The sequence below is a fragment of the Pantoea dispersa genome, assembly GCF_014155765.1.
Lineage (GTDB): Bacteria > Pseudomonadota > Gammaproteobacteria > Enterobacterales > Enterobacteriaceae > Pantoea > Pantoea dispersa.
Genome location: NZ_SCKT01000010.1, coordinates 71,967 through 94,073, shown reverse-complemented (window position 1 = coordinate 94,073; position 22,107 = coordinate 71,967). Strand labels below are relative to the sequence as shown.

The window sequence follows — 22,107 nt, the reverse complement described above, 5'->3', positions numbered from 1 at the left end:
GGTGCTGCGTGAAGCTGAATTAACAGATGCAGCCTAAAGTACTTTGAATGTAATCTGATGAATACGCACAGATCAGCACGATATGGGGTGGAACAGATGGCGGGTGAAACGCAGGAACAGGAGAGTCAGAGCAGTCGTTACCGTCAGATCGCTGAGCAGATAAAACAGGCCATTCATAGCGGATCGCTGCCGCCCGACAGCCGTTTGCCGTCGGTGCGCACGCTGGCGACGCAGTATCGCGTCAGCATGACCACTGCGCTGAAAACATTACGCACGCTGGAGGATGAGCACTACGCAGTGGCGCGGCCGAAGTCTGGCTTTTTTGTCGCACCGCGTCCCACAGAGAAAAAAGTGCCGGCGGTATTCAGCGAGCAGCCGCGCGAAGTGGCACCGCTGGATGAGCAAACCGAACTGCACCTGGCGATGCTGGGATCGGACTGCCGCGTGCGGCTCGATCTGGCCAACGGCGACATCTCGCTCTATCCGGTGAAAAAAATTGGTCTGCTGATGCGGCAGATGGGTTACAGCAAACCGGCGCTGCTCGGTAATACGGTGAAAGGCACCGGCTATGCGCCGCTCAAGGCGGAAATTGCCCGGCGCGCGGTGGATTATGGCTGCAATATCAGCGCTGATGACATCCTGGTCACTAACGGCTGCATTGAGGCGATTTCGCTGGCGCTGCGCGCCACCACGCGGCCAGGCGATATCGTGGCGGTGGAGTCGCCGTGCTACTTCGTGCTGCTACAGATGCTGCACAACCTCAACCTGCGCGTCATTGAAGTGGAAGCCGGGGCGGAGGGTTACGTTAACGTCGCGAAACTCACCGGGCTGTTCCGGCGTAAAGCGGTGCAGGCCTATCTCACTATCAACAACATCAATAATCCGCTGGGCAAAAGCATTCCCAACGAGCATAAGGCGTATATCGCGCGCCAGGCCGATGAGAATGATGTGGTGATCATTGAGGACGATATCTTTGGCGATACGGCTTTCGGCGAGCGCCGGCCGTTTCCGATGCGCGCCTTCAGCCCGAATGCCATCCTGTGCAGCGGCTTTTCAAAAACCGTGGCGCCCGGCATCCGTATTGGCTGGGTGCACAGCACCAAGTACATGCGCAAAATCGCCTCGCTGAAGTACACCACCAGCATGGGCACGTCGGTGCTGTCGCAGGCGGCGATTGCCGAACTGCTGCGCAGCGGCGGTTACGATGCGCACCTGCGCAAGCTGCGGCGCGAGCTGAAAAATCAGATCCACCATATGCGCCAGGCGGTGCTGCGCTACTTCCCGGCGGGCACGCGTGTGTCGGAGCCGGAGGGCGGTTACGTGCTGTGGGTGGAGATGCCGCAACAGGCGCTGAACGTGCGCGCGCTGTTTCTCAAGGCGCGCAACGCGGGCATCGGCATCGCGCCTGGGCACATCTTCGCCACCGATCACCGCTACGATCACTGCTTCCGGCTCAACGCCGGTTTTGGCTGGAATGCCGAAGTCGAACAGGCGATTCAGCAGCTGGCCCAGTGGTGCCAGCTGTCGCTAAGCGCCGATTAAGCGTTCCAGGCGTTTTCCAGCTCTTCCGCCAGAATCTGTACCGCACGCTCAATCTTGTCGCTGTCCGGTACGTAATTCATGCGCATGCACTGATGCGTGTGCGGCCAGGCCTGTTCCAGTCCCGGGAAGAAGAAGTGGCCCGGCACCATCAGTACGCCGCGCGCTTTCAGACGCTGATACAGCGCTTCGGTGCTGATCGGCAGGTCGCGGAACCACAGCCACAGGAAGATGGCGCCTTCCGGTTTGTGGATCAGGCAGCGATCTTCGCTGATATAGCGGCGAATAATCGCGATAGTTTCGCTAACCTTGGCCTGATAGAACGGCTTAATCACCTCCTGCGACAGGCGCAGCAGATCGCCGCGCACAATTATCTCGGTGGCGATTGCCGGACCGATGCTGCCTGGCGCCAGGCTGATAATACCGTTCATGTTGCCAATCGCGCCGATCGTGCTCTCATCGGCAACGATAATCCCGCAACGTGCGCCCGGCAGGCCCAGCTTCGACAGGCTCATGCACAGAATGGTGTTGGGGTTCCACAGCGGACGAGCCTCACTGAAGATGATGCCGGGGAACGGCACGCCGTAGGCGTTATCGATCAGCAGCGGGACGCCGTGCTGCTGTGCCAGCGCATCCAGCTGCAGCAGTTCGTCATCGGTGATGACGTTGCCGGTTGGATTGGTCGGACGCGACACGCAAATCAGGCCAGTCTCATCATTCAGCGGCAGATGGTCGAAGTCGACGTGGTATTTGAACTGGCCTTCCGGCAGCAGTTCAATATTGGGTTTGGCGGAGATGAACAGATCCTCCTCCAGCCCGGCATCGGCATAGCCGAGATATTCCGGCGCCAGCGGGAACAGCACGCGCTTTTTGCTGCCGTCGGCGCGGCGGCCGGCGAACAGATTAAACAGGTAAAAGAACGCGCTCTGGCTGCCGTTGGTGAGCGCGATATTTTGTGGCGTTACCGGCCAGCCGAGCTCCTCGCGCAGCAGCGTGGCCAGCGCCTCCAGCAGCAGCGCTTTGCCGCGCGGGCCGTCGTAGTTGCACAGCGCTTCGTTCAGCTTGCCGTCCTGATGCATCTGCAGCAGCAGCTGACTGAAATAATCATTGATGGCCGGAATCTGCGCCGGATTACCGCCGCCCAGCATGATCGTGCCAGGCGTGCGCAGCCCTTCGCCCATATCTTCCATCAGACGAGAGATGCCGGAATGTTGCGTAAATTTGTCGCCGAACTGAGAAAAAGCCATAGGAGGTAAAAACATTGTTATCAGGGGGAAGACCACCATAGCGCCCGCAACCGGCAGGCGCAATGGCTAAAGCCGTGCGATCAAGCCTGGACCTGCGGGTTAACGCAGTTTTTCTCCACTTTACCGCTCAGCGCGGCGATCAGGTTGTCGACCGCATCGCGCGCCATGCCGTAGCGCGTTTCATGCGTGGCGGAGCCGATGTGCGGCAGCGCGACCACGTTCGGCAGCGTGAGGATTTCCGCATCGGCCGGCACCGGCTCGACTTCAAACACATCCAGTCCGGCGGCGTGAATAGTGCCGTCTTTCAGTGCGGCGGTCAGCGCCTGCTCATCGACCACCGGACCGCGTCCGGCGTTGATCAGAATCGCGCTCGGCTTCATCAGTTTCAGCTGTTCCGCACCGATCATATGGTGCGTCTGCTCGGTCAGCGGCAGGCTGATGCAGACAAAATCGCTCTCTTTCAGCAGCGTTTCCAGATCGCAGGCGCGCGCGCCAAAGCGGGTTTCTGCCTCTTCATGCTGGCGGCGGGCGTTGTACAGAATGTTCATGCCGAAGCCAAAGTGCGCGCGCTGCGCCAGTGCCAGACCAATGCGGCCCATGCCGAGAATGCCCAGCGTCTTATGGTGTACGTCGACACCGAAGTGCTCAGCGTCGATACTCTTTTTCCACTCACCGGCTTTGACCCACTTATCCAGCTCGGTGACGCGACGCGCGGTGCTCAGCACCAGCGCCATCATGGTATCGGCCACGGTTTCGGTCAGTACCGTGGGCGTGTGCATCAGCAGAACGTTGCGCTGGTTGAGCGCATCAACGTCAAAGTTGTCATAGCCGACGGAGACGGTAGAACAGGCACGCAGTGCCGGCATGCTGGCCAGCAGCTCATCATTCACTTTGCCGCCGGAGCCCAGCAGACCCTGCGCTGCGGCGAACTGCGCCGCATGCTGTTTCACCGTCTCCGGCGAGACATCTTTCACTTCCGTGACGCTGAAGTGCTGGTCCAGCTTGGCACGCAGGTCATCGGGCAGGCTCTTATACAGAATCACAGCAGGTTTCATTATTTGCTCCCTGTAGAACGTGTGACGGGCGACCTGAGTCGCCCGGAAAAGTCATCGCTTACGCTTTCAGGCGTGCTTCGCCCCGTGAATTGGCGGCGGCGTTTTGTTGGCCGCCGGTTTGACAATCAGCGTCAGCCACACCGACGCCAGTAGCGCAGCACCCATAAAGACATAGGAGGCGGCAGGACTGCCGGTCGCCCCATTAAGATAGCCTACGATCCATGAACCGATGAAGGAACCCAGTGCGCCCATACTGTTAATCAGCGCCATGGCACCGCCGGAAACATTGCGCGGCAGCATCTCCGGAATGATGGCGAAGAACGGGCCATACGGGGCGTACATGGCCCCGCCGGCAATCACCAGCAGCGCATACGACAGCCAGAAGTTACTGGAACCCACCATCCACGAGCCGAGGAACGCCAGTGCGCCAATCAGCAGCAGCGGCCAGACAAACAGCTTACGGTTTTGCGTCTTGTCTGACGCCCACGACACCACCAGCATGGCGATGGTCGCCACCAGATAGGGTACCGCCGACAGCCAGCCCGCTTCGACCATGCCCATCTGCGTGCCGTTACGCAGAATCGACGGCAGCCACAGCACGAAACCGTACACGCCGATGCTCCAGGCAAAATATTGCAGGCACAGCAGGATAACGTTGCGGTTGCGGAAGGCTTCGCTGTAGTTGCGCACCGCTTTAATGTTCTCCTGCTCCTTCTGCAGCTGCGCCTGCAGCGCCGCTTTCTCTTCGTCGCTCATCCATTTGGCCTGGGCCGGTTTATCCTGCACCATAAACCACCAGGCAATCGCCCAGATCACCGCCGGGAAGCCCTCGATGATGAACATCTCGCGCCAGCCAAAGGAGTTAATCAGGTAGCCGGACACCACCGACATCCACAGCACCGTCACCGGGTTGCCGAGGATCAGGAAGGTATTCGCGCGTGAGCGCTCGGATTTGGTAAACCAGTTGCTGATGTAGATCAGCATCGCCGGCATCACTGCCGCTTCCACCACGCCGAGGACAAAGCGGATGGCGGCCAGCATCGGAATATTGCTGACGATACCGGTCAGCGAGGCACAGCCGCCCCACAGAATCAGACACCAGAAAATCAGTTTTTTTACGCTACGGCGTTCGGCATAGACCGCGCCGGGGATCTGAAAGAAGAAGTAGCCAAGGAAGAACAGGGCACCGAGCAGCGATGACATGCCTTTGGTGATACCGAGATCCTCATTTATCCCTGCGGCAGAGGCGAAACTAAAGTTCGCCCGGTCCAGATACGCCAGACTGTAGGTAATAAACACGATGGGCATGATATACCACCAGCGTTTTGGCGCGATTGTCTGCGATTTCATGGGTGACTCCTCTGGTTGAGGCGGGCGCATTCTGTGGATGCGTCTCGAAATTAGGGTGTAGAGACAGTTTTAGCGTATTGGCACGGCATCGTAGCGGCGCGATTCATCGCGCGTTGTTGACGTTGCGTCCTGCATGTGCGCAATAAATTGCGCCGCTACGGGTCCGTGCGTTTGTTTAATAATCGCCGAGCGCTGCGCGCGTCGGCAGACCTTCGCTGTCGCCGGCAACCTGAATCGCCAGCGAACCAATTTTGTTACCACGCAGAATTGCCTGCGGCAGCGATTTCCCTTCCAGCAGTGCGCTGATCAGCCCGACCGCAAAGCCATCGCCCGCGCCGACGGTATCCACCACATTCTCCACGTGGATCGGCGCAATCTGGCCCTGTTCGCCCGCGGCGGTTTTATACCAGGCGCCGTCGCTGCCGGTTTTGATCACCACCGCCCGCACGCCTTTATCGAGGTAGAAATCCGCGATCGCTTCAGGCTGACGGTAGCCGGTCAGAATCAGCCCCTCTTTTTCACCTGGCAGCACCCAGTCGGCGTATTCTGCCAGCAAATTCAGCTGCTTACGCATCTCTTCTTCACTGCGCCACAGCACCGGACGCAGATTAGGATCAAAGGAGATAGTTTTGCCGCGGGCGCGCATCTCTTTCGCCGCATGTTTAGCCAGCGCCAGCGAGCTATCGGAAAGCGCGGCGGCCACGCCGCTCAGATGCAGATGGCGCGCGCTGCCGAAATAGCTTTCGTCGAAATCATCCGGTGACAGGTGGCTGGCGGCGGAGCCTTTACGGAAATACTCCACTTCCGGATCGGAGCCGTCGTCCACGCGCGCTTTGAGCTGAAAACCGGTGCGATAGCGGTTATCAATGGTCACGCAGCGGTGGTCAACGTGCTCTTTCGCCAGCTGCTGCAGGGTAAAACGGCCAAAGCTGTCGTCGCCGACGCGGCTGACCCAGCCAACCTGCAAACCGAGGCGCGCCAGACCAATCGCCACGTTAAGCTCGGCACCGGCAATGCGCTTCGTGAACTGATCGGCTGCGGCGAGATCGCCGGTTTGCCCGGCAATAAACATCGCCATCGCCTCACCAATGGTGACGACATCCAGCTGAGAGGTGTGTGTCATGCTCAACTCCTTACACCGCGCGCAGCAGATCGACGTAGTGGCGGGTCACCGCCAGTAAATCTGCGCCGGCTAATGGGAACTCAATACCGCGCGGTGCATCGGCCGGCAGCGCCTGCAGCAGCGTGCGCCAGCTGTCGTCGGCGTCATCCAGCGCAATGGCGCGGAAGCTGTCACCGTGCGGCACCGCCGCCTTAACATGAATGTAGCTCACGTAGCGACTGAGCTGCGCCGCTGCCTGCAGGGCGTCTTCGCCGGTCCAGCGCCAGTTGCCCATGTCGAAGGTCATATCCAGCGGCAGCGCGGCATCGCAGGCGTGATGGAAGAAGTGCAGCATCGGCGTCAACTTACTGTCCGGCGTCTGATCGTTTTCGATGACCAGCGTGACGCGCGAGCCGGCCAGCACCTCGACTAGCTGGCGATCGGCCAGCGAGACATAGTGACCCAATGCCAGCTTGAGGCGCTGAGCGCCCAGCAGCTCAGCTTCCTGCAGGAACTGCGCCAGACGTGGATTGAGCGCACCGTCCGCCTGCCACAGCGCTTCCGGCACTGAATAGCTGACGCTGAGCTGATGCTGACGCAGCGCGTCGCCGAGCGTATGCAGCTGGCACAATTCGTCGTCGCTGAACAGCTCGCGGCGGATCTCGACGCCATCGGCACCGGCTGCTTTAATCAGCGGCAGCAGCGCTGCCTGGCCGCCCAGTTCTGCCACCTTGTGCGCGCCGTAGGCAGCCGTGACCACAATAATTTCCGCTTTCGACATCTCTCCTCCAGCCTGTCTCGCTGTACTGCCCGCCGCACCGTTTTGCGCCGGACAGCACGTTAATGTGCTGTAAAAAGCTTAATGGAACCGGTTCCAAAGGAAAGTAGCAGAGTGCGGAATTATGATCCTGCTCACGAAGTGAGCCGTGAAAAGCGGGATTAGCGCAGCGGCTGGCTGGAGCCGCGCACAATCAGTTCACCGGAGAAAACCTGCTCGCGAATCGGCTGTTCGCTGCCTTCGATACGCGCGATCACCTGCTCCAGCGCGGCATAGCCGATCTGCCAGGTGGGCTGCTTCAGCGTGGTGATACCGACGCCAGCCAGCGCCGCCCACTCCAGTTCGTCAAAGCCCAGCAGGCCAATGCTCTCGCCCCAGCGCAGCGTCAGGCGCTGTAACGCCCGCGCCACCTGTAGCGTCAGCGCACCGTTGGCGGCCATCACCGCGCAGCGTTTGCCCGGATGGCGCTGATGAAACGCCTGCAGCACCTGTTCCAGCTGCGCCGGCTGATGCAACACCACTTCGGCATTCTCTGCCACCACCTGTGGCGCGCCGCTGATGGTATCAAAGAAGGCGGCGAGACGTTCGCGGCGGGTATTGACGCTGCCGAGCGGTTCACTGAGAAACAGCAGCGCTTCGTAGCCGTTATCCAGCAGATGCCGGGTGGCGATGCGGGCGGCCTCCGGGTTGTTGAGCCCGACCACGTCGCAGGCGAAGTCGGGAATTTTGCGGTCAATCAGCACCATTGGCAGCATTGACTGCTGCAGACGGTTGAGCACCTCTTCGTGCATCCCGACTGCATTCACCACAATGCCTTCCACCTGATAGCTGCTGAGCAGCTGCAGGTAGTGCTGTTCGAGGTCAACTTCGTTGTTGGTGTTACACATCAGCAGCGTGAAGCCGCGCGCGCGGCAGGCGGCTTCAATGCCGCTCAGCACATCCACTGAGTAGGGATTAGTGATATCGGCAATGATCAGGCCTATCAGCCGGGTGCGGCCGCGTTTGAGTCCGCGCGCCATCTGGCTGGGGCGGTAGTTGAGGTCGGCAATCGCCTGTTCGACACGGGCTTTCAGATCCGGCGAAAGCAGATGAACTTCGCCATTCAGATAGCGGGAAACGCTGGTTTTACCGGTTTTTGCCGTGCGGGCAACGTCACTGATTGTGGCTCGTGGCGGCCTGGTTTTCATCACATACACCTGATTAATTGCATCAGGCGAAGACTATCACAGCGCGGCACCCGCGCAATCACTGTGCGTCAGAAGTGAGGCGCAGCATTGGCTGCCACAGCGTCTGTAACTGCGCGGGCGGCGCGCCCTCCAGCAGCTGCAGCACCATTTCGGCGACGCGTTCGCCAATCCGCTGCTGTGATGATTGCAGAATCGCGTTGACCGGTTGCGTGATAATCGAGTCATGCGGCAAACCATCGTACACGTACAGGGGAATTGCCTGCGCGCCGCTCAGACGCCCGGCCTGCTGCAGGGCAATCGCTGCGCCTTCGCCGAGCGGGCTGCAGTCGGTGATGATGGCGTCAGGCTGGATAACGTGCGCCAGCCAGGCACGGGTTTGCTGATAGCCCGCGCGGCGCGAGGGCGGCAGCGCGGCCATCCAGCCAGCCTGCTGCGCGCAGGGCGTGGCGGGCAGCGCGTCGATAAACCCCTGCCGGCGGTCAAGAATGTAGGTGCTGGGCTCGTTACCACCGAGATAAGCGATGCGCGTATAGCCCTGCTGCTGGCAGTGCTGCGCCGCCAGTAGCGTTCCGGCATGGTTATCATAATCAAACCAGGCGTAAGGCTGCGGCAGCTGACTGCGCCCCAGCGTAAGAAAGCGAAAACCCTTCTGCTGCAGGCGCTGCAATCGCACATCCTGCGGCGTGGTATGGGTGACTATCAGCGCGTCCAGCACGCCGCTGCGCAGCATGCGCAGCAAATTGCGCTGCTGATCCTGCGGTTTGTCGGGGAGCAACAGCAGATCGATCTCGTGCAGGGCGAGACGCTGATCGAGCGTCAGCAGCATTTCACTGTAGTAGCTGTCGTTGAGTGAGGCATTGCTGACCGGAAACACCAGCCCGACCGCATTGGCACGGCCGGTCTTAAGGCGGCGCGCGGCGGCATTCGGGCGATAACCGCGCCGGTCGGCTTCCTCTTCGATGCGTTTGCGGGTAGCAGCGGCGACATCATCAAACCCATTCAGCGCGCGGCTCACGGTGGTCACAGAGAGGCCAAGGGCGGAGGCGATAGCTTTGAGTGACATGATGGCTTTCCACTGATCAAATTTTGATCACGCTAGCATAAAGTCATCGCTGGCTCTATCGTCCGGCGACGTTTACGCGTTATCTGCTGCTTTGCGCGTCAATAAGCGCGTAAAAACGCGTCAAAAGCCGGCCTGCAGCGGCAGACCGGCCTGTGCCTTAGCCCAGCGGACTCAGGGTAATTTCGACGCGACGGTTTTGTGCTTTACCGGCTTCGGTGCTGTTGCTGGCGACCGGGTTATCCGGGCCCATGCCCTGGGTGCGCAGGCGGTTCTGCGCCACGCCCTGCACGATCAGCGCGCTGGCAACGCTTTCTGCTCGCTGCTGCGAAAGGCGCATGTTCAGCGCGCGCGTGCCGGTGCTGTCGGTAAAGCCGACCACGTTGACGGCGGTTTTCGGATACTCTTTCAGCACCATCGCCACGCCGGTCAGCGTATTTGCGCCGGCCGGTTTCAGGTTGGCGCTGCTTGAGTCAAAAGTCACGTTGTTCGGCATGTTCAGTACGATGTTATCGCCCTGACGCGTTACGCTGACGCCGGTGCCGCGCATCTTGTCGCGCAGTTTGGCTTCCTGCACATCCATGTAATAGCCGACGCCGCCGCCCAGTGCCGCACCGGACGCTGCGCCAATCAGCGCACCTTTACCGCGATCTTTCTTCGACGAAGAGAGCACGCCCACGCCAGCGCCCAGCACCGCGCCCAGACCCGCGCCGATGCCCGATTTCCCGGCCTGCGATTCGCCGGTATAAGGATTGGTGGTACAACCCGACAGCGCCACGCTGCCGCTCATTAACAAGGCCAGCGCCAGTACACGCTTTTTCATGAAAAAGTCCCTCATACGGAAACGGGGAAAACGCCCCAAAACGGCACTATTATGCCGTTCAATGATGGGGAAATTCGTGAGGCGCAGTCTTAATTTGTAAACTTTTGCCTTAAAGATTATCGGGATGGCAGAAACAGCTGGTTTGATGATCGTTAATCAGCCCACAGGCCTGTAAAAAAGAGTGGCAGGTTGTAGGCCCGACGAATTTAAAACCACGCTTCTTAAGCGCTTTAGACAGCGCAATGGCCGGTTCGGAGGTGGTGGGCGCCAGTTTATAATCCGCATAACGGTGCAAAATCGGCTGGTTATCGACAAATGACCAGATAAAGCGGGAAAAGTCTTCGCCGGTGGCCTCCAGCGCCAGCAGCGCTTTGGCATTATTGATGATGGCTTCCAGCTTGCCGCGATGGCGGATCAAACCGCTGTTCTGCAGCAGGCGCAGCAGATCGGCCTCATCCATCAGCGCCACCGCCTGCGGATCAAAATCATGAAACGCCTGGCGGTAGTTCTCGCGCTTTTTCAGCACGGTGATCCATGACAGACCAGCCTGTTGCCCCTCCAGACACAGCATCTCAAATAAGGCGCGCTTATCGGTCTGCGGCACGCCCCATTCCGTGTCGTGGTACGCCAGATAAAGCGCATCCTGTGTTACCCAGCCACATCGCTGCATTGCATCACTCCCTAAGCATGAGGAAAAAGCGGTCAGTCGCTTGACGTTTGAAAGAATCGATTAATAGTTAATCAATGGGTGCCGATAATAACGTCATGGACGTTCGCGCTGCAACCGGGTGAACGCTTCAGGATCATCATCAATTTTAAGGCCAACCCGATCCCTTCCGGCTCGTCAGGAGTCTTTCATGTGGCAGAACAGTCAGCGGACCGGCCTGCGTCTCCTTGCGCTGGCCTTTAGCGGTGGGTGGCTACTGGTGGCGGCCCTGCCGGCGCACGCCTGGGATCAGGCCAGCGAGAGCAGCGCGCCGGATTACAATGCGATACTTGCCGAAAAAATTTCCAGTAATCATCTGATGTTGACAGAAAACCGCGACAGCGATCTGCTTGATGCCGCGCTCAATCCGCCCGGCGGCGGCATGGCGCTGCACAGCGAAACGGCCAGCGTCGGCAGCTCGCCGCTGGTGAACCGCTACTCGGCAGGCTGGAACCTGCCGATGAATGACCGCCTGCGCACCGGTCCGGTGGCGCAGTTTGCCGTCGATGATTCCACCCTGAGCTGCGCCGCCTGCGCGCCGGTCGAACGTAACAACGCCGAACACATCGCTTCACTGGGCTGGCGCGTGGATTCCAGTTTTGGCTGGATATCGCCGTGGGCGCAGGTGAGTTACAGCCATCAGCTCAGCTTCGACGGCACGGCCGTGCCGCGCGATCGGCCGGAAGAGATGAATCGGGAAACGAACTGGATGGATGTCAGCGTCGGTGCCCGTCTGCCGCTCGGCCAGAACATGGCGGCGTTCGCCTCCTTCGCCCAGACCGGCGCGGTCAGCAGCGGCGAACAGTTCATTTACAACCTCGGCGTCAGCGCCAGCTTCTGAAGCGGCATGAAATGAGAAGTGGTGCCAGCCAGCGGAAATATAATAAGCGCGCTAATTATTTTCTGATTTGGTATCACAATGCGCGAAAACATTATTCTTATTAGCCGTGAACTGGCGGCCTTTATCATCAGTGGATTGGTGCTGGTCTTCTGTATGGCGATGGTCTACATCGACGTCAACTGGATGAACGATGCACTGCACGAAACCTCTTTCACCGAAGCGACACAGGAGCTGATGCTGGCGGTCATTGCCGCACTGTTCTTCTTCGCCGCCTGGCAGCGACCGCAGCAGCGCAGCGCGCTGATTCTGGTCGGTGGCTTCTTCAGCTGCATGCTGATTCGTGAAATGGATTTTCTGTTCGACGTGGTGCAGCACGGCGCATGGCTGTGGTTTGCGCTGGCAACGACCGCGGCCTCGCTGGCGATGGCGCTGCGTCAGCCGCGGCAAATCCTGCCGGGCCTGGCGGCACTGCTGCAGCATCGCAGCTGGCAAATGATGGCCGCCGGGCTGCTGGCGGTGCTGGTGTTCTCGCGGCTGTTTGGCATGCATGAGCTGTGGCAGCAACTGATGCTGGATGGCTATAACCGCGTGGTGAAAAACATGGCGGAAGAGGGCAGCGAGCTGTTTGGCTACAGCCTGTGTCTGGTGGCATCGCTGCGCTATCTGTGGCAAACCCGCCCGGCGCTGGCAACGGCCCACGCCAGCCGTCGCGTGGTCAGCATTGAGGCGGCTGAACCGCACTTCGCCTCGCGCTAAATCCGCGCGGTTTTATGGCGATCCCCGGTGCTAAAACAGGTACACTGACCGCTTAGCACCGGGTCGCCGGTGCACCGGGTAAGTCAACGTCAGGTTTCTTCATGTCAGTCAAAATCTTATCTTCAACGCTGGTGGGGCTGGACGGCTTTTGCCACGATCCCCTCACCACGCTGCAGCAGGCCGATAACGGCACGCTGGCGGTGCTGCACAACAATGTTCCGGCGTTTTACGCGATCACGCCGCAGCGCCTTGCGCACCTGCTGGCGCTGGAAGCAGCGGCGCAGCAGCCGAATGATGTCACGCTGGACGACAGCCTGTTTCACAGCGACGCCGCGCCGATCGCCGTGCCGGTGGGTAAGTTTGCCATGTATCCGGGCTGGCAGCCGGACAGCGACTTCCAGCGCCAGGCGGCGATCTGGGGCGTGGCGCTGAGCGAGCCGGTGACCGCCGCAGAGCTGGCGGCTTTCGTCGCCTACTGGCAGGCGGAAGGCCGGCTGTTTCACCATGTACAGTGGCAGCAGAAACTGGCGCGCAGCGTGCAGATGAACCGCGCCGCCAACGGCGGTCAGCCAAAGCGCGATATCACCCAGATCAGCAATACTGATTATGATATTCCCGATGGATTCCGAGGTGAGTAATGAAAACGCCGAACGATCTTTTCAGTCGCCTGAAAAAAATTATGCCCGCGGATGTGCAGCCAAAGTTTAAAAACGGCGCCGAGCTGCTGGCGTGGAATCAGGAGCAGGGCCGGCTGCGCTCAGAAGCGATTGTGCGCGAAAACCGCGCCATGAAGATGCAGCGCATCATGGGCCGCTCCGGCATCCGTGAGTTGCACATGAACTGCTCGTTCGACAACTACCGCGTCGAAAATGACGGCCAGCGCAAGGCGCTCAGTCTGGCGCGTGAATACGCCGCCGGCTTTGAGAACAGCATCGCCAGCTTCGTGTTTTCTGGTCGTCCCGGCACCGGCAAAAACCATCTGGCGGCGGCGATTGGTAACGATCTGATTCTGCGCGGTAAAAGCGTGTTGATTGTTACGGTGGCCGATCTGATGTCGAGCATGAAAGGCACCTTCAGCGGCGGCAGCGACCTGACCGAAGAGCGGCTGCTGCAGGATCTCAGCCATGTCGATCTGCTGGTGATCGATGAGATCGGCATGCAGAGCGAATCGCGCTACGAGAAAGTGATCATCAATCAGATTGTTGATCGCCGTTCGTCGTCAAAGCGGCCGACCGGCATGCTCTCCAACCTCGATCCGGCCGGCATGAATACGCTGCTTGGCGAACGGGTGATGGATCGCATGCGCCTCGGTAATAGCCTGTGGGTGCGTTTTGACTGGGAAAGTTACCGCAGCCGCGTGCGCGGCGACGAGTACTGATACGCGGCAGAAGCGCTAAAAACCCGGTTTTACCGGCGATTAACCGCCGGTGCGGGCTGCTAAACTTACACCTATTACTCTTTGTCAGGTGAGGGTGCGATGAAAGCAGCCGGGAAAGGACCAGCGGTACTTCGACTGAACAACCTCAAGCGGGTGATGACGCAACTGCGTACCACCCGCATCACTTCCCGCCAGGATCTGGCGCTGGCGCTCGACCTGAGCAAAAACACCGTTTCCCTGATTATCGATGACCTGCTGGCGCAGGGGCTGATTCACGAGCTTGGCCCGGTCAGCGTGGCGGCGGCCGGCCGGCCCAAAATTGAGATCGAACTGCGCGCGGGTCAGCTGAAAAGCGCGGGCATCATGGTCGAGCGCCAGGCGATTCACTGGCGCGTGTGCGACTACTTTTCGCGCGTGGTGGCCGAGCAAACCTGGCGCACCGAAACGGCCGATGCCGACGGGCTGCTGCACGAGCTGACGGAAGTGTGTCAGACGCTGCGCGCGGCGCATCCGGCGCTGCTGGGCGTGGCCATCGGTTTTCCCGGCATCATTGATTCTCAGCGCGGACGGGTGCACTTTTCTGCGCCGCTCGGCTGGCAGGATGTCGATGTGCTGACGCCGCTGCGGCGCGGCGTTGAGCTGCCGCTGCGCATCATGAATAACGTCAAAGCGGCCGCGCTGCTGGCGGTGCAGCAGCTGGAGCTCAATAAAGCGCAAAGTCATTTCTATCTGCGCATCGCCGACGGCGTGGGCGGCGCGCTGGTGGAGCGCGGCGAGGTGTTCAGCGGCAGCAGCTGGACCGCCGGTGAGATTGGTCATCTGAGCGTGCAGCCCAACGGCGCGCGCTGCAGCTGCGGGCGGCAGGGCTGTCTGGAAACGCTGGTCAGCCTGCCGGCGATCCAGCAGCAGCTGGCCCGGCGCAAGCCCGGCTTACGCTGGCAGTCCGGCGACAGCGAGCCGGAGATCGTGTATGAGCTGATGGCGCAGACCGGCCGCTATCTCGGCCATGCGCTGAGCCAGGTGATGCAACTGGTCAATCCGGCCAGCATCATCATTGACGGCCCGTGGAATGCGCAACCGGCGTTTGTGCAGGCAGTACAGCAGGCGGCACAGGCCGGCACGCTGGCGTTTACCTTTGCCCATACCGCGCTGCACTTTCTGCCGCAGCGCATCGATCCGGCCAACGGCCTGGCACTGGCGGTGATTGAGCACTACGAACGACCGGTATGACCGGCGGAGCAGCGTTTCTTTTTTGACTCGCCAGCGGGCATAATACGTTGATTGACAGGCTCTCTTTGCGGACCGCGCAATGAAAACGCAGCGCATCACTCTGGACGATATTGCGACTCTCGCAGGGGTCACCAAGATGACGGTGAGCCGCTATCTGCGCACGCCGGAAAAGGTGAAGGCGGAAACGGCGGCGAAAATCGCCAGCGTCATGGCCGAAATCGGCTACGTCGCCGAACAGGAAAACACCGCGGCGTCGCGGCACCCACCGCCGCGCATCGGCGTACTCATCCCCTCATTCAATAATCAAATCTTTGCCGATCTGCTGGCCGGTATCGAATCGGTCACCAGCGCCCACGGCTATCAGACGCTGGTGGTCAACTACGACTACAATCCGCAGCGCGAAGAGGAGCAGATTGCCACGGTACTGGCTTTTAACGTGCAGGGATTGATCCTGACCGAGTCGGTGCACACCGTGCGCGCGGAAAAGTATCTCAACGCGGCCACCATTCCGGTCGCCGAAGTGATGGGACTGAGCGAGACGCGCGGGCGCATCAACGTCGGCTTTGATAATTACCGTGCCGGCTACGACATGACCGCGATGCTGCTGGCCAGCGGCAAACAGCGGGTGATTTATTTTGGCTCGATGTCCGATCGCCGTGACCAGCAGCGCTACGCCGGCTATTGCGATGCCGTGGCGGCGGCCGGATTGCCGGCCGGACGCATTGTACCGAACAAAGTCTCTTCGGTGTCGATTGGCACTGGCATGATGACGCTGGCGCGCCAGCTCTATCCGCAGATGGATGCCATTCTTTGTACCAACGATGATCTGGCGGTCGGCGTGCTGCAGGAGTGTCAGGCGGCAGGCATTGCAGTGCCGCAGGCGCTGGCGATTGCCGGATTCCACGGACTGGAGATTGGTCAGGCGACAACGCCGCGGCTGGCCAGTGTGATTACACCGCGCTTCGAGATGGGCAAAGTGGCAACGGAAATTGTGCTGAAGAAAATTAACCAGCAGCCCACCATTGAACAGGTGGATTTGCATTATCAGCTGTCGATGGGCGCCACCATTTGATCGGTGGCGCTCTGGTGCAGGCGCGACATGCGCCTGCATGATTAACGCTTAGTCGCGTGCAGCGGTGGGCGGCACAATCGACGGCTGAGCGTGATGGGTGCGCTTCAGGAAACGGCTCTCCAGCAAATTCCACGAGGTGTAAGCCAGCGCCAGCGTCATCACAATTGTCAGCCCCAGGCCAGCAAACGCGTTGGCATCGAACACACCGAAATGCTGCAGCACCTGAATAATCGGCCAGTGATAGAGGTACATGCCGTAAGAGAGATCGCCGTACTGGCTGATTTTAATCTCTTTACACAGGCTGGTGCAGAACAGAATCACTACCGCCGAAAACGCCACCGGCTCAACGATAAACGCGTAATCCGTGCTCTTGAACAGCAGGAACACCACCAGCGACACAATGGTGATCTCTTTCAGGCGGTCAAAGGTTGGCTGATGCACCGCCAGCAGGCTGCCAAAGAAGAAGTAGGACGACAGCGCAATAAACTGCTTGGCCAGCGTATCGGCTTTCGGCCCGCTGTACAGCGCGGTGAAGTAGAAGTACCAGGCGCAGGAGATAATAAAAATCACGCTCCACACTTTCAGCGGGCTTCGCTTCAGCAACGGCACGATAAAGGGCAGCAGCACGTAGAGCGTCAGCTCGGCTTTGATGGTCCACAGGGAACCATCCAGCGGCTGATTGGGGTTGTTGGTAAACACGCCCGGCAGCGACGGCTGAATAAAGTTAAGAAACGAGAAGTTGGCGACCAGATATTTAAGGGTTTCTCTATTTTTCAGGAAATCCATCAGCGGCAGGGTAGTAAGACACATGCCAATCACAAAACACATGATGATGGTGAAAATATAAGCCGGCAATATACGTTGTGCGCGCTTAATAAAATAGGAGGTCAGCGATTTACTTCTTAAGTAACTTTTTGCAATAAGAAAACCACTTATTGCGAAAAATCCTTTGACGGCAAAATCACTATTGAGAAAATGCGCCAGGAAACGGATATCGGCGTTTCTCGTCACCTCAGCGGAATGCACCAGCATTACGATAAAGGCGAGGGAAAGTCGTACGATGTCAAAATTGTTTTTTTCGTTCATGTCAGCATTCTTTCATTGAGTGACGACGTGCCAGGAAAAGCCATGAAAGACTTTGCATGGTTGCTTCGGAATATTCTTATCACAGGTGTTCTGCGTGAGCAGATGCAATCTATTAGAATTTTAATCCTCATAAAAAGCAAGCAATGTTCAGGACCAGTAAAATATTCGGATTTTCCCTGGATGACGATGAGAAAGGGCTTATTAATGAAAAAACGCTAACCAGTTGGCTAGCGTTATTTCTGGACCTAACGGAACAGCTGGAAGGTGCGTGACACCTCATAGCCGACAATCGACTGCTTGCTCGATACGGTGTTGTAGTAGAGATAGTACAGCACCATCAGAATGGTGACAGCCACGGCAAGTACCTTCTTCAGCTTTCTGGTTTCCCAGATACACAGCGAAATAAGCACCGGCTCAACCTGCAGCAAATAGTTCGCCAGACGACCACCAGAAGCGTAATCCTGTAGCGCCATCCTCAGGCCACTGCCGATGGCAAAAGTGATCACCAGAATGTAATAGGTATTAAACTTTTCCGGGTCGAAATTTTTAATTTTATCGCTCAGCAACATGTAGCTGAAGATAAAGACGAAGCCGATATTCTTCAGGTTCGACAGGGTCAGAATGCCCTGCTCCTGGCGTGAATCGGCATCGGCATAGCCCATGGCCCTGTCGCCCAGCGCACCGAGGTGGCTGGAGAGCGCGGCGATCAGCGCCGAACTGCCGAGAAACGCCAGCGGCAGGCTGGCGACCACGATGGCAATTGGGATGTATTTGTTTTTACGCACAATCATCGCCAGCGGAATCAGCAGCGCGACAATCGCGGTGGCGTGGCTGATAAACGACAGGATGAAGGTGGTGATCATGCCAGACTTGCTGCGCCGCGACATGTGCCAGACGAAGCCCATTAAAAACGCCGAACATAAACCGAAGCGAATCTGGTTCATGTCTTTGTTGATAAACAGGTGCGCAGAGTAGACGGCGAGGGCCACCAGCGGCAGCGGTGTCAGCTTACGGAAGTAGTGCGCGTTGACACCAACAGCGATGACCGCGAAGACAAAGATGAAAATGTCCGGATTAGCGGTAAAGATACGTGTCGCGCCGGCAATGGCGTAAATGGCTGGTTCATAACGGAATTCCACGACAGCACGCCAGAAACCTTCGATAATAATTTTATCGATAAACTGGGCATAGAAGTCGCGATACTGGAAGTCATCAAGGCCGGTTCCCAGGCCACGAATACCGCCAAAAGTAAAAAGTACTACAACGGCAACAAAATAAAGCCACGTCCTGATTTGCGCTGTGTTTTCATTTTTACTTAACATGATTTCGACAATAGCGACGAAAGTCAGGCTAAGACTTATGATCCAGTAAATTCCCATGGTCACAGATTCTTATAGTTTAAAATTCACTTATAACATACGGTCTTGTTAACGTAAACATGAGAAAATTCTAATTTTTCCTGGTCCGATATTATATTGAATAGGTTTTGCCATATTTATTTGCTACCGTTTCCACAGACATTTTTTGATGAGTACGTTTTTTTCATTATCTCGCGGGGAGCCGGAGCGTCACTGAGCGATTTTATCCGCTCAGTTTGACTTTTGTTACTGTTTTTATTCAGGATTTGGAGCCAGTGCGATGAGAGGGTTGCGGATATTTAGCCTGTTTTTTTTACTGTATCTTCCGGCCGCGTTTGCCAATAAGGAAATTCCGATCTGGCCAGATGAAGTGTCAGCAAATAATAAATTTATTAATTTTAGTAAAAACCCGGCCATTAATAACCGGGCTGTTACCCACGTCGATGCGCCACAAATGATTTATGTTCCGGCAACCGGAAAAAATAATCATGCGGCGGTGCTAATCATTCCCGGTGGGGGTTTTTCTTATATTATGAAAGATCTTGAAGGGCTGGACGTGGCCAACGTGCTTAGCCAGCAGGGCTACGCTTCATTTGTGTTAATTTATCGTCTGCCACACGACGGTTCAGCGCAGTATCGCCAGCAGGCTTTTGCCGATACCCAGCGAGCGCTGCGGCTGATTCGGGCCAATGCGCAGCAGTACCAGGTAGCGCCTGACCGCATTGGCGTGATGGGCTTTTCCGCCGGTGCCTTTCTCGCCGCCAATCTGAGCAACACTCCCGATGAAGCTAACTATCAGGCCGTCGATGCGCAGGATAAGGTGTCGGCGCGCCCGGATTTCAGCGCCCTCATCTATCCGGTGCTGTCGCTGAAACAGGGCGTGACCCACCCAGGCACGCGCGCGGCGCTGTACGGAAAAGATCTCAGTGCCCAGCAAATGGCGCAGCTTTCGCAGGAGGATCGTGTCAGCGCACACACGCCGCCGACTTTTCTGGTACAGGCGCTGAACGACGGTACCGCCTCACCGCAAAACGCGCTGGGCATGTTCAGCGCACTGCGGCAGAACAAGGTCAACGTGGAGCTGCATCTGTTCCAGCAGGGCGGTCACGGCTTTGGCACCGGGCAGAAGCAACATCTGCCGGTGCAAAACTGGCTCACCCTGTTCCACGCCTGGCAAAGCAGCCTGGTGAAGCGGTAAGCGGGAAGCGCCGCGGTAACGCAGATGCCGCAGAGGAAATGGAATTCCTCCCTGGGCAGTTATACGGTGTCTGCCAGCACATCGTCGGTTAGCCTGGCAAGGATTTGATCATAACTGCTGCACGGCAACTTACCGATCAACACACGGTTATGGTTACCGGCCTGAGCGAGAGGGTGAGCGCTACGTCAAACGGCTGTGTCTCGATAACTCTTTGCAGACGATTTATGAGGCTTCCATTTGATTGCGGTGCACGAAAGCAAATAAATCACTCATGGTTTTGCAGTGAAGTTTATCCATTAACCGGCTTTTATAGGTACTGACGGTTTTATTACTGACGCCCATCCGCGCCGCGATGCGCATATTATTCAGGCCCTTAATAATATGATGAAAAACCTGAAACTCCTGTGGTGACAATGATTCAATCATTTTTTTCTCCGCCTGCGTGCTTTCCTGCTCCATTTGCTGCATAAAACCGCCCAGCGGGAAATAACCATAACCACGTTGTGTCGCCTGAATAGCACTGGCGATCTCTGGCATATCGGTTTTTTTACTGACAAAGCCATTGGCACCGCTGCGCAGGCTCTGCACAGCATACACGTTTTCATTTTTCCCGGAGATAACAATGATTTTTCCTGGAAAACTCTGATCGCGCAACGACTTAACCACTTCAATTCCGTCCAGCGACGGCAGGTCGATATCAATGATGACGATATCCGGCTGCTGCTGCTGAATCAGCGTTACCGCTTCCCGGCCATCGGCGCTTTCGGCCAGCACCGTATGTCCATTTTGTTCCAGCAAATAACGAACGGCCATCCGCGCGATCGGATGGTCATCAACCACAACGACCTGAGCCATAGTTAACCTTTTCCTGATGAGTGAATGACAGGTCAAACTTTAGCCGCTCGTTTAATTTTATATATTGCGTATGATCAAGAACAATAAAATAATTATTTGTAGTCTATGTCCTACAGAGTGAATTTAATTTCAAAAAGGAATTTCTTATTCCGCTTAGGGGATTTTTATTTCCTGGAGGGGGAAATATACATTCCGTTTCTTTCACTCAGTTCATTAATTAATTAACCGATGCCAAATCGCCTTTTCATCGTAATGGCTTTTACTGTGGCAGTTTGCCTTTTCCTATTGGCAGCATGATTAACACGGATGTCTGGTCAGGGCGCCATCCACGCTCAGCCGGGATAAATTGTTGCCGCCAGCGTGGTTTGCTACAGTAGCGGGAATTTCAGAGGAAACGTCCATGCCACGCGATAACCGCCTGTCCCGCTCGCTGCACGCGCTCATTCATCTTGATCGTCACGTTAAACGCGCTACTTCCGATGCCATGGCAAAAATGCTCGGCACTAATCCGGTGGTGGTGCGTCGCATGATGTCGGGGCTGCGTGAAAAGGGGTATCTGGTGTCGGAAAAGGGGCACGGCGGCGGCTGGGAGCTGCGCGCGGACCTGCGCGATATCACGCTACTGGATGTGTACCAGGCTATCGGCTCACCGGCGCTGTTCAGCATTGGCCCGGCGGCCGATCCTTCGCCCTGCCTGGTGGAACATGCGGTGGACGCCCGGCTTGACCAGGCGCTGGGTGAAGCCGAAGCGCTACTGCTGCAGCGCTTCAGCCAGATTACCGTGGCGGACATCGCCGAAGATTACCTGCAAAAAATGGCCAGCCTCGGGCTGGATCCGCACACCTTTCCGCGCTGCAGCGACTAACCCGCGCGGCCGTTAATCCTGCTTCTGCAATTTGATCTGCGCGTCATGCTTCATCACATGCGTGGTGACGGCGGCCTGAAACACTTTAAACATCATACCGCTGACAAACGTGGTCAGCGTCAGCGTGATGAAGGCTGTCATGAACCAGTCGACCAGCGGCCAACCGCTGTTCAGCAGCGTTGGGTGGTAAATCAGCATCGCGGCAAACACCACCCAATGGCTCAGGCAATAGAAACAGTGAAACAGATGACCGAGCAAGGCGTGTTTGCGTGCGGTCCAGGCGCGCAAACCGGCAAACAGTTCGGTCTGCGTCATGGTCATCGCGATGCTGGCTGAGGCTAGCGCAATCGCCAGGCACACACCCATGTCAGAGAGTAAAAAGGCATGCATAGATTTTCTCCTTTGTGACGATTGGCGCAGCGGAAAGAACGGCGGCTTATCTTTCATGTAACTTACGATATTACATGATGTGCGCTGACGCAACAGCGTGTTCTCCCCGGCAGAGTAGTGATATGCAAATTGGCGAGTTATCGCTATTTATTGGCTTTATGCGCAAACACAGCCAGTCGTCCTGTTTTTACAATGTCCCAGATTGAGTCGCACCACGGCATCAGGAGGAGA

23 protein-coding genes are annotated in these 22,107 nt (G+C 57.6%); 10 read left to right on the top strand and 13 right to left on the bottom strand.

From position 1 onward, the window contains the following. Positions 1 to 96 precede the first annotated feature (96 nt). Complete coding sequence (locus H7K56_RS20840; RefSeq protein ID WP_150361083.1) at positions 97 to 1,542, top strand: aminotransferase-like domain-containing protein; 1,446 nt, start codon at positions 97 to 99, stop codon at positions 1,540 to 1,542. Here the strand turns inward: H7K56_RS20840 and H7K56_RS20835 are convergent. The 9 genes from H7K56_RS20835 to H7K56_RS20795 form a co-directional block, all read right to left on the bottom strand. Further along, positions 1,539 to 2,786 (bottom strand): valine--pyruvate transaminase, encoded by a 1,248-nt coding sequence (locus tag H7K56_RS20835; protein WP_150361084.1) that lies wholly within the window; start codon positions 2,784 to 2,786, stop codon positions 1,539 to 1,541. The two genes, H7K56_RS20840 and H7K56_RS20835, sit on opposite strands and share 4 nt — an antisense overlap. Before the next feature lie 80 nt (positions 2,787 to 2,866). Then, positions 2,867 to 3,841, bottom strand: a complete 975-nt coding sequence (ghrB, locus tag H7K56_RS20830) for a glyoxylate/hydroxypyruvate reductase GhrB (protein ID WP_150361085.1) — start codon at positions 3,839 to 3,841, stop codon at positions 2,867 to 2,869. Positions 3,842 to 3,907: 66 nt separating this feature from the next. Continuing rightward, positions 3,908 to 5,191: an MFS transporter gene (locus H7K56_RS20825; protein ID WP_021506893.1), complete on the bottom strand. Its 1,284-nt coding sequence runs from the start codon at positions 5,189 to 5,191 to the stop codon at positions 3,908 to 3,910. A 175-nt stretch (positions 5,192 to 5,366) separates the two neighbouring features. Then, the gene (locus H7K56_RS20820) at positions 5,367 to 6,314 is read right to left on the bottom strand and encodes a sugar kinase (RefSeq protein WP_058758183.1); all 948 of its coding nucleotides are present in this window, start codon (positions 6,312 to 6,314) and stop codon (positions 5,367 to 5,369) included. A 10-nt stretch (positions 6,315 to 6,324) separates the two neighbouring features. Beyond that, positions 6,325 to 7,074, bottom strand: coding sequence for a sugar phosphate isomerase/epimerase family protein (locus H7K56_RS20815; RefSeq protein WP_150361086.1), 750 nt, complete (start codon positions 7,072 to 7,074; stop codon positions 6,325 to 6,327). A gap of 158 nt (positions 7,075 to 7,232) precedes the next feature. Then, positions 7,233 to 8,258, bottom strand: coding sequence for a LacI family DNA-binding transcriptional regulator (locus H7K56_RS20810; RefSeq protein WP_150361087.1), 1,026 nt, complete (start codon positions 8,256 to 8,258; stop codon positions 7,233 to 7,235). 58 nt (positions 8,259 to 8,316) lie between these two features. Beyond that, complete coding sequence (locus H7K56_RS20805; protein WP_104189516.1) at positions 8,317 to 9,321, bottom strand: LacI family DNA-binding transcriptional regulator; 1,005 nt, start codon at positions 9,319 to 9,321, stop codon at positions 8,317 to 8,319. Between the two features lie 157 nt (positions 9,322 to 9,478). Further along, complete coding sequence (locus tag H7K56_RS20800; protein WP_021506888.1) at positions 9,479 to 10,141, bottom strand: OmpA family lipoprotein; 663 nt, start codon at positions 10,139 to 10,141, stop codon at positions 9,479 to 9,481. A gap of 109 nt (positions 10,142 to 10,250) precedes the next feature. Then, complete coding sequence (locus tag H7K56_RS20795) at positions 10,251 to 10,811, bottom strand: DNA-3-methyladenine glycosylase I (RefSeq protein ID WP_058781878.1); 561 nt, start codon at positions 10,809 to 10,811, stop codon at positions 10,251 to 10,253. Between the two features lie 187 nt (positions 10,812 to 10,998). On the opposite strand from H7K56_RS20795, the gene H7K56_RS20790 reads away from it, so the two are divergent. From H7K56_RS20790 to H7K56_RS20765, 6 genes are all read left to right on the top strand, one after another. Next, the gene (locus H7K56_RS20790; protein ID WP_150361088.1) at positions 10,999 to 11,688 is read left to right on the top strand and encodes an autotransporter domain-containing protein; all 690 of its coding nucleotides are present in this window, start codon (positions 10,999 to 11,001) and stop codon (positions 11,686 to 11,688) included. A gap of 78 nt (positions 11,689 to 11,766) precedes the next feature. Beyond that, on the top strand, positions 11,767 to 12,444 hold the full coding sequence (locus H7K56_RS20785) for a hypothetical protein (RefSeq protein ID WP_150361089.1): 678 nt from the start codon (positions 11,767 to 11,769) through the stop codon (positions 12,442 to 12,444). Positions 12,445 to 12,545: 101 nt separating this feature from the next. Beyond that, positions 12,546 to 13,082 carry a primosomal protein DnaT gene (dnaT, locus tag H7K56_RS20780; protein ID WP_021506884.1) on the top strand — a complete coding sequence of 179 codons (537 nt, stop codon included), beginning with the start codon at positions 12,546 to 12,548 and terminating at the stop codon, positions 13,080 to 13,082. Next, on the top strand, positions 13,082 to 13,822 hold the full coding sequence (dnaC, locus tag H7K56_RS20775) for a replicative helicase loader DnaC (RefSeq protein WP_021506883.1): 741 nt from the start codon (positions 13,082 to 13,084) through the stop codon (positions 13,820 to 13,822). The genes dnaT and dnaC overlap by 1 nt, the downstream gene beginning before the upstream one ends. A 99-nt stretch (positions 13,823 to 13,921) precedes the next feature. After that, entirely contained in the window at positions 13,922 to 15,052 is a 1,131-nt protein-coding gene (locus H7K56_RS20770) for an ROK family protein (RefSeq protein ID WP_104094305.1), read from the top strand. Positions 15,053 to 15,131: 79 nt separating this feature from the next. After that, positions 15,132 to 16,124 carry a LacI family DNA-binding transcriptional regulator gene (locus H7K56_RS20765; protein WP_150361090.1) on the top strand — a complete coding sequence of 331 codons (993 nt, stop codon included), beginning with the start codon at positions 15,132 to 15,134 and terminating at the stop codon, positions 16,122 to 16,124. Between the two features lie 48 nt (positions 16,125 to 16,172). Here the strand turns inward: H7K56_RS20765 and H7K56_RS20760 are convergent, their stop codons facing one another. Then, positions 16,173 to 17,156 carry an acyltransferase family protein gene (locus H7K56_RS20760; protein WP_249042731.1) on the bottom strand — a complete coding sequence of 328 codons (984 nt, stop codon included), beginning with the start codon at positions 17,154 to 17,156 and terminating at the stop codon, positions 16,173 to 16,175. Between H7K56_RS20760 and H7K56_RS20755 the strand changes: the two genes are divergently transcribed. Further along, a complete protein-coding gene (locus tag H7K56_RS20755; protein ID WP_164861029.1) occupies positions 17,100 to 17,429 on the top strand; it encodes a hypothetical protein in 330 nt (109 codons plus the stop codon). The genes H7K56_RS20760 and H7K56_RS20755 overlap by 57 nt on opposite strands. Before the next feature lie 26 nt (positions 17,430 to 17,455). Here the strand turns inward: H7K56_RS20755 and H7K56_RS20750 are convergent, their stop codons facing one another. Next, positions 17,456 to 18,532, bottom strand: a complete 1,077-nt coding sequence (locus tag H7K56_RS20750; RefSeq protein ID WP_223815726.1) for an EpsG family protein — start codon at positions 18,530 to 18,532, stop codon at positions 17,456 to 17,458. Positions 18,533 to 18,848: 316 nt separating this feature from the next. On the opposite strand from H7K56_RS20750, the gene H7K56_RS20745 reads away from it, so the two are divergent. Then, the gene (locus H7K56_RS20745; RefSeq protein WP_150361092.1) at positions 18,849 to 19,766 is read left to right on the top strand and encodes an alpha/beta hydrolase; all 918 of its coding nucleotides are present in this window, start codon (positions 18,849 to 18,851) and stop codon (positions 19,764 to 19,766) included. 222 nt (positions 19,767 to 19,988) lie between these two features. On the opposite strand, the gene H7K56_RS20740 is transcribed toward H7K56_RS20745, so the two are convergent. Beyond that, positions 19,989 to 20,621: a response regulator gene (locus tag H7K56_RS20740; protein WP_021506876.1), complete on the bottom strand. Its 633-nt coding sequence runs from the start codon at positions 20,619 to 20,621 to the stop codon at positions 19,989 to 19,991. A gap of 400 nt (positions 20,622 to 21,021) precedes the next feature. Between H7K56_RS20740 and H7K56_RS20735 the strand changes: the two genes are divergently transcribed. Next, positions 21,022 to 21,486: an RrF2 family transcriptional regulator gene (locus H7K56_RS20735; protein WP_021506875.1), complete on the top strand. Its 465-nt coding sequence runs from the start codon at positions 21,022 to 21,024 to the stop codon at positions 21,484 to 21,486. Positions 21,487 to 21,498: 12 nt separating this feature from the next. On the opposite strand, the gene H7K56_RS20730 is transcribed toward H7K56_RS20735, so the two are convergent. Continuing rightward, positions 21,499 to 21,876: a DUF1360 domain-containing protein gene (locus tag H7K56_RS20730; RefSeq protein ID WP_104094301.1), complete on the bottom strand. Its 378-nt coding sequence runs from the start codon at positions 21,874 to 21,876 to the stop codon at positions 21,499 to 21,501. Between the last annotated feature and the right edge of the window lie 231 nt (positions 21,877 to 22,107).